14 protein-coding genes are annotated in these 14,745 nt (G+C 42.6%); 6 read left to right on the top strand and 8 right to left on the bottom strand.

What is annotated here, in order from left to right:
* Positions 1-3: 3 nt before the first annotated feature.
* The 4 genes from ACRZ9O_RS06425 to ACRZ9O_RS06410 are packed head-to-tail and all read left to right on the top strand — an operon-like array spanning position 4 to position 3,205.
* Positions 4-1,035 (top strand): NADH-quinone oxidoreductase subunit G, encoded by a 1,032-nt coding sequence (locus ACRZ9O_RS06425; protein ID WP_459457487.1) that lies wholly within the window; start codon positions 4-6, stop codon positions 1,033-1,035.
* The gene (gene nuoH / locus ACRZ9O_RS06420; protein WP_459457485.1) at positions 1,036-2,160 is read left to right on the top strand and encodes an NADH-quinone oxidoreductase subunit NuoH; all 1,125 of its coding nucleotides are present in this window, start codon (positions 1,036-1,038) and stop codon (positions 2,158-2,160) included.
* 4 nt (positions 2,161-2,164) lie between these two features.
* Positions 2,165-2,683, top strand: a complete 519-nt coding sequence (locus tag ACRZ9O_RS06415) for a NuoI/complex I 23 kDa subunit family protein (RefSeq protein WP_459457484.1) — start codon at positions 2,165-2,167, stop codon at positions 2,681-2,683.
* A 6-nt stretch (positions 2,684-2,689) separates the two neighbouring features.
* Positions 2,690-3,205, top strand: a complete 516-nt coding sequence (locus ACRZ9O_RS06410; RefSeq protein ID WP_459457482.1) for an NADH-quinone oxidoreductase subunit J family protein — start codon at positions 2,690-2,692, stop codon at positions 3,203-3,205.
* Positions 3,206-3,482: 277 nt separating this feature from the next.
* Here the strand turns inward: ACRZ9O_RS06410 and ACRZ9O_RS06405 are convergent, their stop codons facing one another.
* Positions 3,483-4,160 (bottom strand): hypothetical protein, encoded by a 678-nt coding sequence (locus ACRZ9O_RS06405; protein WP_459457480.1) that lies wholly within the window; start codon positions 4,158-4,160, stop codon positions 3,483-3,485.
* 154 nt (positions 4,161-4,314) lie between these two features.
* On the opposite strand from ACRZ9O_RS06405, the gene ACRZ9O_RS06400 reads away from it, so the two are divergent.
* Positions 4,315-5,370: a sensor histidine kinase gene (locus ACRZ9O_RS06400; protein ID WP_459457478.1), complete on the top strand. Its 1,056-nt coding sequence runs from the start codon at positions 4,315-4,317 to the stop codon at positions 5,368-5,370.
* A gap of 10 nt (positions 5,371-5,380) precedes the next feature.
* Complete coding sequence (locus ACRZ9O_RS06395; protein WP_459457476.1) at positions 5,381-6,088, top strand: LytR/AlgR family response regulator transcription factor; 708 nt, start codon at positions 5,381-5,383, stop codon at positions 6,086-6,088.
* Here the strand turns inward: ACRZ9O_RS06395 and ACRZ9O_RS06390 are convergent.
* From ACRZ9O_RS06390 to ACRZ9O_RS06360, 7 genes are all read right to left on the bottom strand, one after another.
* Positions 6,072-7,973 (bottom strand): TonB-dependent receptor, encoded by a 1,902-nt coding sequence (locus ACRZ9O_RS06390; protein WP_459457474.1) that lies wholly within the window; start codon positions 7,971-7,973, stop codon positions 6,072-6,074. The genes ACRZ9O_RS06395 and ACRZ9O_RS06390 overlap by 17 nt on opposite strands.
* 1 nt (position 7,974) lies before the next feature.
* Entirely contained in the window at positions 7,975-8,745 is a 771-nt protein-coding gene (locus ACRZ9O_RS06385) for a hypothetical protein (protein ID WP_459457472.1), read from the bottom strand.
* 20 nt (positions 8,746-8,765) lie between these two features.
* Positions 8,766-9,530 carry a glycosyltransferase family 2 protein gene (locus tag ACRZ9O_RS06380; protein ID WP_459457470.1) on the bottom strand — a complete coding sequence of 255 codons (765 nt, stop codon included), beginning with the start codon at positions 9,528-9,530 and terminating at the stop codon, positions 8,766-8,768.
* Positions 9,517-10,722: a glycosyltransferase gene (locus ACRZ9O_RS06375; RefSeq protein ID WP_459457468.1), complete on the bottom strand. Its 1,206-nt coding sequence runs from the start codon at positions 10,720-10,722 to the stop codon at positions 9,517-9,519. The genes ACRZ9O_RS06380 and ACRZ9O_RS06375 overlap by 14 nt, the downstream gene beginning before the upstream one ends.
* Entirely contained in the window at positions 10,722-11,840 is a 1,119-nt protein-coding gene (gene wecB / locus ACRZ9O_RS06370) for a non-hydrolyzing UDP-N-acetylglucosamine 2-epimerase (RefSeq protein ID WP_459457466.1), read from the bottom strand. The genes ACRZ9O_RS06375 and wecB overlap by 1 nt, the downstream gene beginning before the upstream one ends.
* Before the next feature lie 168 nt (positions 11,841-12,008).
* Positions 12,009-13,226, bottom strand: a complete 1,218-nt coding sequence (locus ACRZ9O_RS06365) for a glycosyltransferase family 4 protein (protein ID WP_459457464.1) — start codon at positions 13,224-13,226, stop codon at positions 12,009-12,011.
* Positions 13,223-14,719 carry a lipopolysaccharide biosynthesis protein gene (locus tag ACRZ9O_RS06360; protein WP_459457462.1) on the bottom strand — a complete coding sequence of 499 codons (1,497 nt, stop codon included), beginning with the start codon at positions 14,717-14,719 and terminating at the stop codon, positions 13,223-13,225. Before ACRZ9O_RS06360 ends, ACRZ9O_RS06365 begins: the two co-directional genes overlap by 4 nt.
* Between the last annotated feature and the right edge of the window lie 26 nt (positions 14,720-14,745).

The following is a 14,745-nucleotide window of genomic DNA, read 5'->3' as shown; positions in this document are numbered from 1 at the left end:
AATATGAAAGTTACGATAGATAATATCACCCTTGAGGTAGAACCAGGAACCACCATTATGCAGGCAGCTCGCATGATCGGGCCTGAGGTTGCTCCGCCAGCTATGTGCTATTATGAGCCTTTGAAAGGTTCAGGTGGAAAATGCCGTGCTTGTTTAGTGAAGGTGACGGCGGGTTCAGAAAAAGATCCTCGTCCCATGCCTAAATTAGTTCCAGCCTGCATAACAGCCGTTCAAGACGGGATGATCGTAGAAAATACGGTGAATGAAGACGTGTTAGAAACACGCAAGGGCATTGTAGAATTCTTGTTATTAAATCACCCATTGGATTGCCCCGTGTGTGACCAAGCCGGTGAATGTCACTTGCAAGACTTCTCGTTCGAGCACGGTGTTTCATCGACGCGTACAGTAGAAGAGCGTAATACATTCGAGCCGACGGATTTAGGTCCCAATATTCAATTACACATGAACCGTTGCATCTTGTGCTACCGTTGCGTATATACAGCGGATCAAATCACGGATGGCCGTGTTCACGGTGTTATGAATCGTGGTGATCACGCAGAAATTAGTACCTATATCGAAAAAGCGATTGATAACGACTTCTCTGGTAACGTAATTGATGTGTGTCCGGTGGGCGCTTTGACAGACAAAACCTACCGTTTCAAGAGCCGTGTTTGGTTCTCGAAGCCAGTAGATGCGCATTGCGAGTGTGAGAAATGCTCGGGTAAAGCGACAATTTGGTACAAAGGGGAGGAAGTAATTCGTATAACGGGTCGTAAGAACATGTGGGGTGAAGTAACTGATTTCATTTGTAATGGCTGTCGTTTTGACAAGAAAAAGACGTCTGATTGGGTGATCGAAGGACCGACCAATGTGTCTCGTCATTCGGTGATTTCAGCGAATAAATATGGTGCGAATTTGATTAAGCCAGCGTTCCCAGTGTTACAGGCGGCGCGCGATTACAAGCAAATCAATGACGATCGTGACCGTAGTTTTTTAGGCATTCAACCTGCTTTACCTAAATCTAAAAAGAAATAGATGGACTTATTTAATTCAGTTTTTATTGCCAAAGCTTCCTTCATTGGGGTCATCTTCTTGATCACCTTAGGTGTCGCAGCTTATTCAACGTATTTCGAGCGTAAGATCGCGGCTTTCATGCAAGACCGTATTGGTCCAGATCGTGCGGGTCCTTTTGGTATTTTGCAGCCTTTAGCGGATGCGGTGAAGATGTTCATGAAGGAGGATTTCATTCCAGCAAACTCGAACAAATGGTTGTTCATAATGGGTCCTTGTTTGTCCATGTTGACGGCGTTGATGACCTCGGCAGTGGTTCCTTTTGGGGATACCATCACGATGGGTGACGTAACGTTTGACTTGCAAGGTATCGATGTGAATATCGGTATTCTTTGGGTATTCGGAATTGTTTCTCTTGGTGTTTATGGCATCTTGATCGGTGGCTGGGCATCTAATAACAAGTATTCTTTATTAGGCGCGATTCGTGCTGCTTCCCAAAATATCTCCTATGAATTAGCGATGGGTCTTTCGATCATCGCGATTTTGATGATGACAGGATCTCTTTCAACGAAGGCAATTGTGGAGGCTCAGCAAAATGGTCATTGGAACATCTTGTACCAACCGATGGGCTTTATTATCTTCTTAATTTGTGCCTTTGCGGAGTGTAACCGTACGCCATTTGACTTACCGGAGTGTGAGACTGAATTAATTGGTGGATATCACACGGAATACTCTTCTATGAAATTAGGCTTTTATTTGTTCGCGGAATATATCAATATGTTTATTTCGGGAGCAGTAATGGCTACGCTTTATTTTGGCGGTTACGATTATCCAGGTATTGATTTTGTGACGGCTCAATTAGGTGCTACGGCAGCTACATTGATCGGAGCAGGCGCCTTGATTGGAAAGGCTTTGGCCTTCGTATTCATCTTTATGTGGGTGCGCTGGACTTTACCTCGTTTCCGCTACGATCAATTAATGGGCTTAGGCTGGTCAGGCTTAATTCCATTAGCGATGTTCAATATCGTAGTAACTGGATTAGGCGTTTTATTAGATCAACAGATTCTGATTGGAATCGGTGGAGTGGTTGTTTTCATCGCAGGTATCGTGGTGTACGATCAATTATTTGTGAAGAAAAAATTAGCATAGCGATATGAAATTAAGTAACCGAACGAAGGTAGTCGAGCAAGGCGAAATGACTTTAGCGGAACGTATGTATCTTCCTGCCATCGTAGGGGGTATGGCGACCACGTTAAAGCACTTTTTCTCTAAAACGGTGACCATTCGTTACCCAGAGCAAACACGTTATTTAGGTCCGATTTACCGTGGTCAGCACATCTTGAAGAAGGATGAGCAAGGGGCAGAACGTTGTACGGCTTGTGGTCTTTGTGCCGTGGCTTGTCCAGCGGAGGCCATCTCGATGGTCGCTGAAGAGCGCAAGAAGGGTGAAGAGAAATTGTACCGGGAAGAGAAGTATGCCAAAGTATACGAGATCAACATGCTTCGTTGCATTTTCTGTGGTCTTTGCGAGGAGGCTTGTCCTAAAGAGGCGATCTTCTTACGCCACGATCAAATGGTTCCTGTATTCAACAGCCGCGATGAGGTGATTTACGGGAAAGATAAATTAGTTGAAAAAATGGACCAACGCTATTTGCGTGAGGGCTGGAAATAAATTCTTATGGAGATTTCTAATATTTGGTATTTTCTTTCAGGTTTAACTTTACTTAGCGCCCTCATGGTCGTTTTAGCGAAGAACCCGATTCACTCAGTCTTGTACTTAGTGTTTACTTTCTTTTGCATTTCAGGTCACTACGTACTGTTAAATGCCCAGTTCTTGATGGCAGTAAACATCATCGTTTACGCTGGAGCCATCATGGTTTTATTCCTATTCGTGATCATGATGTTTGATCTGCGCAAAAACCAACCGGAATCTAAATCCAACCTAACGAAGCTGGCTGGCTCTGTAGTGGCAGGCTCCTTATTAGTGGTTTTAATTGCTTTAGTGCGTCAAAACAATATGGTTCCGCCTCGTGCAACAGGATTTGTTTCCCAAACAGGTATGGTGGAAACCTTGGGTAAAGTCTTATATTCCGAATACTTATTGCCTTTCGAGCTGGTGTCCATCTTGTTCTTTGTGGCAATGGTGGGTGCGGTGTTATTGGGAAAACGCGAAGCCGGTGAAAGGAATTTTTAATTTTGTCATTCCAAAATGCGCTACGCGATATTTTCTGAATGACAAAATCAAAAATTCTCTACCATTTAAAGCACAAAGAATAAAGTTTGTATTAAAAAAGGGAACCTTCGGGTTCCCTTTTTTAATGATTACAAGCAACACATTTCACATACGTATCCGCGCAGCGGATTCCGACTTTGTTCTTTGTGCTTTATATCTATACTCTCTACTCTATTATCTATAATCTAATTTGTGCTCTATGCTTTAAATCTATACTCTATAATCTCTACTCTATTATCTAGTGAGCATTCGCGGAGCGAATGCGTTTGTTAAAAACCCCCACCTTCACCCCAAGTGTTCCAGCTGCTCTTGACATTCCTGGTGTTTTTTCTTCACCAAAAGCGAAGCGGTAATTAGCCCCACCGAACACTTTCACGTATTTGAATACATTGACTTCAAGATTAATTCCTGGCTGTACACCCAAAGTGCCATTCTCTCTCCTATCATTTCTATTCATTCTCCTTTTCGTTCCAGGTTGAGGAACATAAGCAGGATAGGCAATATTATCATTCTTTGGCATTTCTTCTTGTATGCGACCTATCGCTAGAGGAAAGCTTAAATGGAATACTTTGTTTGCCATAGGCGTTACTTCGATAGTTAAAGCATTGAAGCGTTGACGATCATCTGTACCCATCATCCCATTACGATCATTGCGGCGAGGCATAGAATTGAACGAGGCGATACCTAGGGATAATTTGTTGTTTAAATGTACTTGTAAGCCCATCCCACGTTCTGGACCTTCTTTGCCAAAAAGGACTTGAGATTGAAGTGAAATACCGATAGATGTTAATTTATGAGGCTTGAAAAGAGTTTTCATCTGAGAGGAGGTGTCTTTTCTGATTTTAATTAAGGTTTCTTGGCCAAATGATTGAAAGCCAATGAACAGCAAGAATATAAGGCGAATGGAATGTTTCATGTCTTTAATTTTTTTACGAATGTACGAATTATCCCGTTTCAATAATGCCATTTAGATACAAAGGCATTATTAGAAGATTAAAGGACCTATTCTATCGATGTAGAGTGGAGGAGGATTCCCCTTAATTGGCTAGATTTGTAAAAATCATCGTTGTATGTGGCAGGCAATTAATTATCGGAAAACCAAGCGCACCTTTCAGGTGTTGTTTAACCTGATTCTTTGGGGAATGTGGATTGGTCTACCTTTATTAAGCCCAGTTCATCAAACGCATGAAGTTGCTCATCCGCATCCTCACGATAATCCGGAATTTTCAGAACATATCTGGTTGGAATTAATGACGGTGATGCCCTTATTCTATGTAATCACGTTGGTGCTGATTCCATTTGTATTTAAGAAGAAAGGAATTTGGGTGTTTTTCGCCGTTTTGATAGTCACTAATGTGGGCTTCTTTTTACTACAATCGTTGTTTCATCACTTGTTTTTGGAATTTGAGCATGAACACGGTACAGCCCCAGAGATTTTGGGGGTATTCCCGCTCATCATGGTGTCCGCCATCGCTTCTGCTTATGGTTTATTGCTAGAGTTTTTAGAACAAGATGCGAATAAGGAAGAACAGAAAAGTGAGCAATTGAAATCTGAATTAGCTTTTTTACGCTCTCAGATTAGTCCTCACTTTATCTTTAACATTTTGAATAGTATTGTCTATTTGATACGGACTAAAGCCTCTGAAAAAGCGGAGGATGTAACGATGCGCTTATCCTCATTGATGCGCTACATGTTATATGATTCAGACCAAACAATGGTTCCCTTGACGAATGAATTAGCGTATTTGGAGAATTATATTGACCTCCAGAAAATGCGTTTTGACGGTAATGTTGATTTTAATTTTTTAGTGAAAGGAGATGGTGCTGGGCATATGATTGAGCCCATGTTATTGATCCCTTTTGTAGAAAATGCGGTAAAACACGGTGTGGGCATAGTAGATAAACCTTTTATCTATGTGACTCTTGAGACGACAGAACATGGATTATATTTTCTTGTGAAGAATAAAAAGGGGAAAGAGGAGCAAGTATTTAAGGACCCTAGTTCTGGAATTGGGTTGAAGAATGTCAAACGTCGATTGGAATTATTATACCCTAAAAAACACGTATTAACGATTGAAGAGGATGAGATAAATTTTTCCGTGGAACTAAACCTAACTTTGAAATAAGATGGTAAAAATGAATTGCATTGTCGTGGACGACGAAGTGATGGGCCGTAAATTACTAGAAGAAAATGTGAAGCAAATTCCCTTTTTGAATTTAGTTGGTTCTTGTTCTAATGCGTTCGAGGCGATGGAAGTGCTCCAAAAAGAACAGGTCGATTTATTGTTCTTAGATATCCAAATGCCAGGCTTATTAGGGACGTCGTTCTTGTCTTCTTTGGCCGTCAAACCGCTCGTCATTTTTGTAACTGCTTATGCGAATTATGCAGTAGAAAGTTATAATCTAGATGCGGTTGATTATCTAATGAAACCGGTAAGTCTTGATCGTTTCGCGCTAAGTGCAAACAAGGCATATCATATTTTTGTAGGTAAAAATGTGGTAGGGAAAGATCCTTTAGAAGATTTCTTTTTTGTGAATGTGGAGTATTCGCTTGTTCGAATTTCAGTACCTACTGTGACCCACGTGGAAGGATTGAAAGATTATGTGAAGATTTTTGTGGAGGGAGAGCGCTATCCCATTTTGACGAAGCAGACAATGAAAAGTGTCGAGGCAAAAATAATGCCTCATGGTTTTATGCGCATTCACAAATCGTTCATTGTGAATCTACAGAAGATCGAAACCATAAAGCAACAGCGAATTAAAATTGGGAATTACGAAATAGCGGTTAGCGATTCTCACATCGGAGAATTGATGGAGCGGTTAAACGCTAGTAGGCTAGGTTAAGTTGTAGTCCAATATGAAAGTTTCGGCCGGGAGATGGATTGTAAAAGCGTCCACCTGTGGCATTTAAATCCGGACCTGATGAGTAGCGCTCATCTCCAAGATTATCAGCAGTTGCCCATAAAGTCCAACGTTTTCTAGCATAACTTATTTTTGTATTCCAAAGCCGATACGAACCCATTTGCTCCGTATTTGCATCATTCAGGTATTGGTAATCCACAAATTGAAAATTCTGCATCAGACTCAAACCAGAGGGATGTCGCCAAAGAAGTGTCGTTGCTTGTTGATAAGGAGTTGTTCCTGTTAAGAAATTGCCATTCGCAAATCGAAAATTTTGCCAAGTATGGGATTGTTCTAAAGTCAATGTCGGATGAATCATCCAGGTGCTGCTAAGTTCCAAACCTTGCTGGGTCGTAGAACCAGCGTTCGTAAAATAGTCTGATCCATCGGCTGCTCTTCTTATCACGATGGTTTCGTCCAGATTAAATTGATATACACTTACATCCCACGTGAATTTATCGTATTTGCCTCGGTAAGTTATTTCGTGGTTCCAGCCTTTTTCAGCCTTTAATGCGGTGTTTATCACGCCTGTGGATGGGCGCATTTCTGAAATGCTGGGAGGCGAATACCCATGGGCGACTTTGGCGACAATACTTTGATGCGCCCCTAATTTGCGCAAGACCGCAAGGCGAGGAGAGAAGATGGCTTCGTTCCCGATATACTCCGTCCAATAGCTGCTCAAGCTACCAGAGAAAGTAAAGAGCCAATTCGTTAATCCGGCATATTCATTTTGCAAGAATAGGCTTCCTTGCTGGACATGGGTATTTTGGGTTAATTGCAGGGTGTCTTTAACTCCATTTCGATTGCCAAAAGTCGAACTATTCATCTGACCTGCTTGGTATTCAAATCCAAGGTCGCTATTGATAATCCCTTTTCGATGAAGCACTCCACGCGTGGAATAATTGGGTTCCTCGCGAATTTCATAGTTCCTAATCGTTGGATTTTCTACCCTATTTACTTGAAGCGATTGGCTGAAATCCCAGGCCCATTGCGGATTTAGCACCTGAGCAGCACGCGCGCTCACTCCAAAACTTTTGATGTAAAAGGTAGCTCCTTGTTGTTGTGCACTTTTGAAAATACCTGCAGCCGGTCTAGCCTGTATAGGATTTGCCAGAAATTGAGCTTTGGTTAAGCCTCCAGGGGTTTGGTAAGCTAAATCTACATAATAGGTGCTCAAATCTAGATTTAACTCTTTCGCGAAACTGTGGTGAAATTCATATGAAATCCATTGCTTCTTCATCGCAGACTGTGCTCGATAACCCTCTTGCTGATTAAAGGAGGCGTGTAATCGCAGGTTTTCAGTAGAGACATCCACGGCCGTCTTTATTCCTCCTAAGGTATGGTAAACGGTCTCAGCGCTCAATAAATTTCCTCGTGGGGCACTTTCAAATAATAAAGCGCCTCCTGTTCCAGCGCCGTAAATGCCGGCTGATGGGCCTTTTGTTACGGTGAGCGAAGAAAATATAGCTGGTTCTAAGAGTGAAATATAGGTGTTGTTACCTGCGTCAGTAAATGGAATCTGGTTCCAATATACTTTCGTGTTTCTAACCCCAAAAGGGGCCCTTAACGAACTACCTCGAATAGCTATTCGATAACTACCCGGCGATCTTTCTTCCATTCGCACGCCCGCCATCGAATTGAGTGTAGAAACAAAATGAGTTGAGCTGAGACGCTGAAGATCTTTGCTTTGTATAAAGGCATCTGGAGTTAACAAGGGGCTTCGTTTTTGTTCGAAAACATAGACTTTGACTTCTTCTAATATTTTCGTTGTATCAGTTTGGGCTAAAGTCGGATAACAAAAAAGGAGGATTAGGGCTATTTTCTTCATCCTAGAAGAAATAAGTAAGAAGCGTGGAAGGAATGATGGCTTGAGAAGCCTCGATTGACTTTGATTTAGGATTTTCTGCACTGGCTAAATTAAGGGATTCTAGGTTTAACGTCCATCCATAATTTCCTTTTGAAATTTGAATCTTGGCCTTGAAATTCAGTGATTTATTAGAAACCAAGGATTGATATGGTATGCCTATATAGCGCCCATACAAAGTTACCTGATCATATAAAGGCTGAAAGACTTGTGCTTGTAAATGGATGGTTGTTTTACCTGGTTTTACGAAGCCCATCCCAGCACTAATCCCGTGCAAGGAATATTTCTCTTCTTCGATATATTCTGACTTCAAAGAGCTAATTTTTCTAGCTAAAGATCGGGAATATAAACTTAAAACAGGGGATAGGTGAATCTGTTTTTTATTCTTGTTTGTATTCCAAATGAAGCCAGCTTCTGCTTCTGCTCCACGGTATTTTGCCTGCAATACTTCGTTAGATTGAATAGGTTGATTGAAATTATTGATTGGAGGTTCGATGAAAGTATACGTACTTCGGTCTAACGATGTTCCAGCAATATTTCCCATTGTTTTTAGAGCAATGAATTGTTTGTTATTTTTTTCTGGATTTTGGAATGAAATTTCAGCTGCTAAATCGATGGTCATTTGTTGTTCATGCCAAGAAATATAGGATGATCCGATACTTGAATTAAATCGAATTTTTTGGCCAAAACTAAAATAGCTGATCGCAAGAAAAAGAAGGATTATGCGAAATCTCATAGGCACAAATATAGGTGATATTACCAATATTTGCCCTGTTTCTTCAAGGCAAAAATCAATCCTCTAGTAATGATTACCAAGTGGTTGATTAAATTAGGTAGTAAGCCAAAATGTGATTTTAATACCTGGTATCTTTCCTCCCAAGATCTCTTCAAATTCTGCACAGATGCGCCTCCCATCAAATAGGTGCAAATAGGAGTGACGGATTTTAAAATGTGCTGGCTTTTTTTCAAAACCTGTATCTCCCAATCGATATCAGAACTTAGCTTATATTCCAGATTAAATAAGGGAGCCATGCTACGCTTCGCAATGAAAGCCTGGTGGCAAACCAACATGCCATAACGGAAATTTCGCCAAGTTAAATTAATGGGCAAACGATGTGGTGTCACCTCACTGCGCAAGCCTAAAGATTGGCCGTCGTTATTTACAAAAACTGCCTCTCCGTACAGGACATCCGGATTTTCTCCCAGTTCTTGTAAAATAGTTTTCAATGTCGTCGCCGATGCAAAAGTGTCACCCGCATTCAAAAACAGGATATAATCCCCTTTTGCGAGTTGCATCCCCTTATTCATCGCATCGTAAATTCCCTTGTCTTTCTCAGAAATGAGTTGATTAATCTGGGCTTTATTCGCTTCTATGATAGCTAATGTTCGATCTTTTGACGCCCCATCCACCACGATATAATCGATTTCCTCCGCACAACCTTGTTCGAATACACTTTTTAGTGTGCGTTCGATATAGGCCTCTGCCTGGTAGGTGATGGTGATGATGCTAAGCTTGGGCATAATAGGCGAGGTGTTGCTGGGCAACGATGGTTTGATCGTATAATTGTAGCGCGCGTTCCCTAGATTTTGTTCCAGCCGTAGTAGACTCGAGGCACCAGTTGATGCCTTTTGCCAAATCTGCCGGGTCAAATGCCTGGGCCACATAGCCAGTCACTTCGTGTTCTATCATTTCTGGGATTCCTCCCACTTCGAATCCGACGCAGGCCGTGCCACAAGCCATGGCTTCCATAATCGTATTGGGTAAATTTTCTTCCAAAGAGGGCGTGACAAAGACATCCGCCGCGGCATAAATATCGCGCATTCTGGCTGGGTCTGAAACCTGCCCAAAATTATGTGCTTTCAAAGGTAATTCCTCCGTCATCTTTCCACCCACGATCAGCAGCTCGGTCGTAGTGGCATCCAAATACTGCAGAGCTTCTTTTAACAGATGAAATCCTTTAGCCGGTGCATTCACTCGCATCGCCACGAAAAGGACAAATTTCTTATTCGGATCTAATCCTAAGCTAGATGCATTAGGCGAAAAGAATTCCGTATCAATCGCATTCGGGATGGTTTTTATATCATGACCTCTCAAAATGCTACTTTGCCTCGCTCTATTTCCCAGCCAATCGCTGCAAGTGATGATATGTAGGTTTTTCTCCGCAAACCCAGTTTTCTTCGCCTCCCACATTCTATACGAAAGATCAGCCGGATTCGGATTTTTCAAGAATTTACAATCCCCACAGCTTTGTTGAAAATGCTCGCAATTCCCACTGTGGTGACAGCCTCCAGTGAAGGCCCACATATCGTGCAGGGTCCAGAAAACTGGTTTGTTAAGCTTGGTCAGTTGAGCAATATCGCTCACAGATAAAAAGCCAAAATTCACCCAATGCAAATGAACAATATCTGCCTGTTGAATTAGCGGATGTCTTGAAATATCACTCCCAAAAACGCCCGGATTGAAAAGGAATCTGATCGATTTGTCTTTCTCGAAACGCAAAAAGAACAAGCGTTCTGCAATGAATTTTAACCAAGAAATCAGGCCATTACCGAATTTTTGGGCGCTAGATTTGCTCCCTTTTTCTCTTACAAGGTAGTCGACTTGATGTCCCTCTTTTTCCAAAGCCACTTTTAATCTGCCCGCCGCAATCCCAGCCCCGCCATTGCTGTCGTGGTAGGAAAGGAGGACGATATGTAGCTTTTTGGCAGACATTAAGCAAAAATTTCAGCTAGTTGAGCGGCTATTCTTTCGGCTGCTTTTCCATCCCAAAGCGGAGGAATACTTCCTTTCTTCACCTTGCCCGCCAATATCTCCTGTAAGGCTGCATAGGTTTTCTTCGGGTCTAAATCAGACAATAATTGGTTTGTTCCTAAAGTAACCGTTATCGGCCGTTCCGTCGAATCGCGAAAAGTTAAGCATGGGACGCCTAAGTAAGTCGTTTCCTCTTGAATACCGCCTGAATCGGTTAAGATCGCCGTCGCATTCGACATCAATTGAATGAATTCTAAATAGCCCAAAGGCTCCGTCATAATCAAGTTTTGCACCTGATCTAATCGCTCCGCTAAGCCAAATTTCTCCATATGTGCCCGTGTTCTCGGATGGATGGGAAAGATGATTTTCGTCTCCGTGCTGCTTAATTCAATTAATTCTAGAATGGATTCAAGACCATTTTTCGTGTCCACGTTCGCTGGGCGGTGCATGGTCATGACGATATAGTCGGCAGTCGATAGTCCGGAGTCCGAAGTCGTTAGGCCGAGGTCTTCCAAAATCGTAGTAGTTTTTGCTTTCTCTTGGTAGCGCACCAGCGAGTCAATCATCACATTGCCGGAGAAGAAAACGCGCTCATCTGCCACTCCTTCATTTTTCAAGTGTTGCAACCCGCTTTCCTCTGTCACAAATAAATAATCCGCCACGCTATCCGTCAAGATTCGATTTAATTCCTCTGGCATCGTTCGGTCAAAGCTGCGTAAACCTGCCTCTACGTGAGCGACTTTAATGCCCATCTTGATGGCAACTAAGGTACAGGCCAAAGTTGAAGTAACATCCCCCACCACAATAATCAAATCCGGTTTTTCGGCTTCTACGATTTTCTCGAAGGCCACCATAATCTTCGCCGTCACTTCCGTGTGGCTTCCACCCCCAATGCCTAAAAAGAAATCCGGTGTAGGTAATTCCAGTTGCGTAAAAAACACATCACTCATCTTCGCGTCAAAATGCTGACCTGTATGAACAATCTTCGACGTCCAGCCTGTTAACTTTTGGATCGCACGATGTAGCGGTGCTACTTTCATGAAATTGGGGCGAGCGCCTACGACTTGAATTACTTTCATTTATACCTATTTAAAATTCTAATTTACAAAGTTTAGATTAGAGATAAGAGAGTAAAGAGTAGAGATATTGTTCTCTATTATCTATACTCTATAATCTCTGCTCTGCCTTCGGACTAAGCGACCAAGTCGCGACTAAGCCGAAGGCGACTAGCGACTAGTGACTAGCGACTAGTGACTAGCGACTAGCGACTGCCGACTGCCCACTGTCCACTTGAACGCCTCCATATAATTCCCCAGCACCGAATGTATATTAATCTCTTTCTCAATAATCTCCCTCGAACGTTGTCCCATTAAAGAAATGTTTTCGGGATGAGCGAATAATTGCTCGATCACTTTTTGCAAACTTTCTAATGATCCCGATTCAAAGTAATGGCCGTTATATCCATCGCGTACTAATCGTTTTTCGGTGCCATCTGCCACGGAACAAACGACGGGTTTCGAGAAACACATCGCTTCATTAATGGACAAGCCACCCATGCCGGCTAAGACATAGATTCCGGATTCGCAGGTGATTTTGCCTAGTTCTTTGGGGTCATAAATACCTCCGTGGAATTTTATAAAATCGTAGCCTGAAGCCTGCGCTCTTAAAGTTTCCAGCTCCGGCCCGTCACCCACAATGCTGAGTTCGGTCTGCGGGTAATTCGCACGTAAAGCAATCGTCGCTTCGATTAATAAATCGACCTGCTTCCATTTGACTAGACGTCCAATATGCAAAAGTCGGAATGGATTAGCGGCAACGTCTTTTAATTCATTAGCCGTGTCCAATAGTGCATCCGTATCCGGCGAATTTGCGGTGATAAATACTTTCTCTGTCGGAACGCCATAACTGGCATGCAAGGCCACTGCTTCATCTAAATAATTGATGTGGGCGTCTACTAGATTAGAGAAACGCTTTCTCGTTTCGCGCACGATGAAGAATTTTAATCGGGCCAAAAGAGAGGGATTCGACTGGTGCGCTTGGTTGTTTTCCGTTACCCCGCCACCTTGTAAATAATAGGAAATGGCGTTGTTATAATGGGGGACTTGAAATGGAATCTCTTTGGAAATAAGCGCCACTTTGTGCTTGCGCAGGAAGCGGTACCAGCCGGGATAAAAAACGAAAGAGGCTTGGTAGGGCCAGTTGACCATTAAGACGTCTGGTTTTTCTGCCAAAATCAATTCTTTCAACCCGCGGAAAAACTTCTTCCCATAATAGGTCGTGTATTCCTCGCGACGAAAGACCTTGAATTCAATGCCTTTGTCTGACGTATATACTCCAGCGCCCAGCGTAGCCCCTTTTTCTGTGGGCACCACCACGCAAACCTCCACCCCATAATCGCGTTGCAATTTGTTTAGGACTAGGTTATAATAGTGTGGCAGGCCACCGGCCAGGGACATTATTTTCATTTCTTAAACCAATTAGTAACAAGCTCGCTGATGTCAGGAGAAAGTTTAAATTTCGTGACGGCTAGGATAAATAATCCACCTATCGCTGCACTTCGAATTCCCACATTTAGTAGCCAAGCAATCAAAGGGCTGCCTTCGATGACCGGGATTTGGGAAACAACAAGGTAGATTAACACACTAACAATCAGAATTCCGAGGGATCTAACATCAAACGGTTGCAAGTCTAGTTTCCACCAGATGAAGCCAAATTTCAATACATTATAGCCCGCCAAAGCCAATAGGGAAGCTAAAGCAGCTCCGTTATACGAATAAATAGGAATCAGAATCAAATTACCAACCACTAAACCTACCGCGAGAATGATGTAGAAGAGGAGGTCGTAGCGGTAATATTTGGAGTTAATCAACACCTCTGAATTCAGGCCAGTTCCCATATCGATGATCTTGCTTAAACCCACCATCAGCACGACCCAGCGGCCTGCTTCGTAGATTTCGTGGCGTGGAATGATGGTGTAGATGAAGTCCAAATTACACCAGATCAATAGGAATAAAACGCAGCCGATGAGGAGGAGATTCAGGGAGGATTTTTGGTAAATATCCTGAATATTTTCGCGGTCATTACGGCTCCAAGCTTGCGCTAAAATGGGTGCAGCAATCGCTGCAATCACATTCCGAGGAATCGAAATCATGATCGCCATTCGGGAATTAATGTCAAAAATCGCCGTCGTGCTCAATCCGCCCATATAGGCCGGCAACATGATCTTTTCGATGTGCTGAATGAGGGTAAAACTCGCCCCTGCTAATATCACCCAGCCACCATACGAAAGCATTTCTTTGAAAACCGGGGTGCGCAAAAAGGAAAAATCGACCTTCGTATAAAAACGTTTCAGCTGCTTAATGTAGGCTAATAAACCCGCAACCGCCACCACATAGGATAGGGTTATCGCTAAAATCAATTGGTTGAATGTCAAATAGCCGAGAGCAAAAGCAATGACTAAAACTCCATTAGAAATCCGTAGATACAATTCCCGGATAATTGCCGGCACCACAATGCGCAGATGCACTCGGGCATAGGCTTCGAGCACACTCATATAGAGGTAACTAGCTGTTAGCGGAATAATATAATAGAAATACTGGGGTAATAGCGGCGAATTCGTGCCATATGCCTCGAAAAACAATGGTTTTAAGGCTAAATATCCTAACACAAAAAGTGTTAAACCGAATAGCGGCGCGACGAGCAGAAAGGTGAAAAACCCTTTATGTCCATTCGCCGGATCATCGAAATGCGGAAAAAAGCGCACCGCAATATGCGGAATTCCTAGTTGGGTAAACGAAGCAAAAATAAGGGGAATGCTGACTAAGGCTCCGGCAATTAAGCCCACCTGTTCCTGCGAAAGAAATTTATTGTAGAGGAAGATTACGTTAAAAGTCCCAATCGCTGTACCCAAATAGGTAACGATTGAACCCTTTAAACTTTGTCGAATGACGATCCCCATGCCTTGTTTTGAATGTAATTTACAAA

Source organism: Aquirufa sp. HETE-40SA (assembly GCF_054558635.1).
The sequence above is the reverse complement of the archived record's forward strand: the minus strand, read 5'-3'. Positions and strand labels throughout refer to the sequence as shown.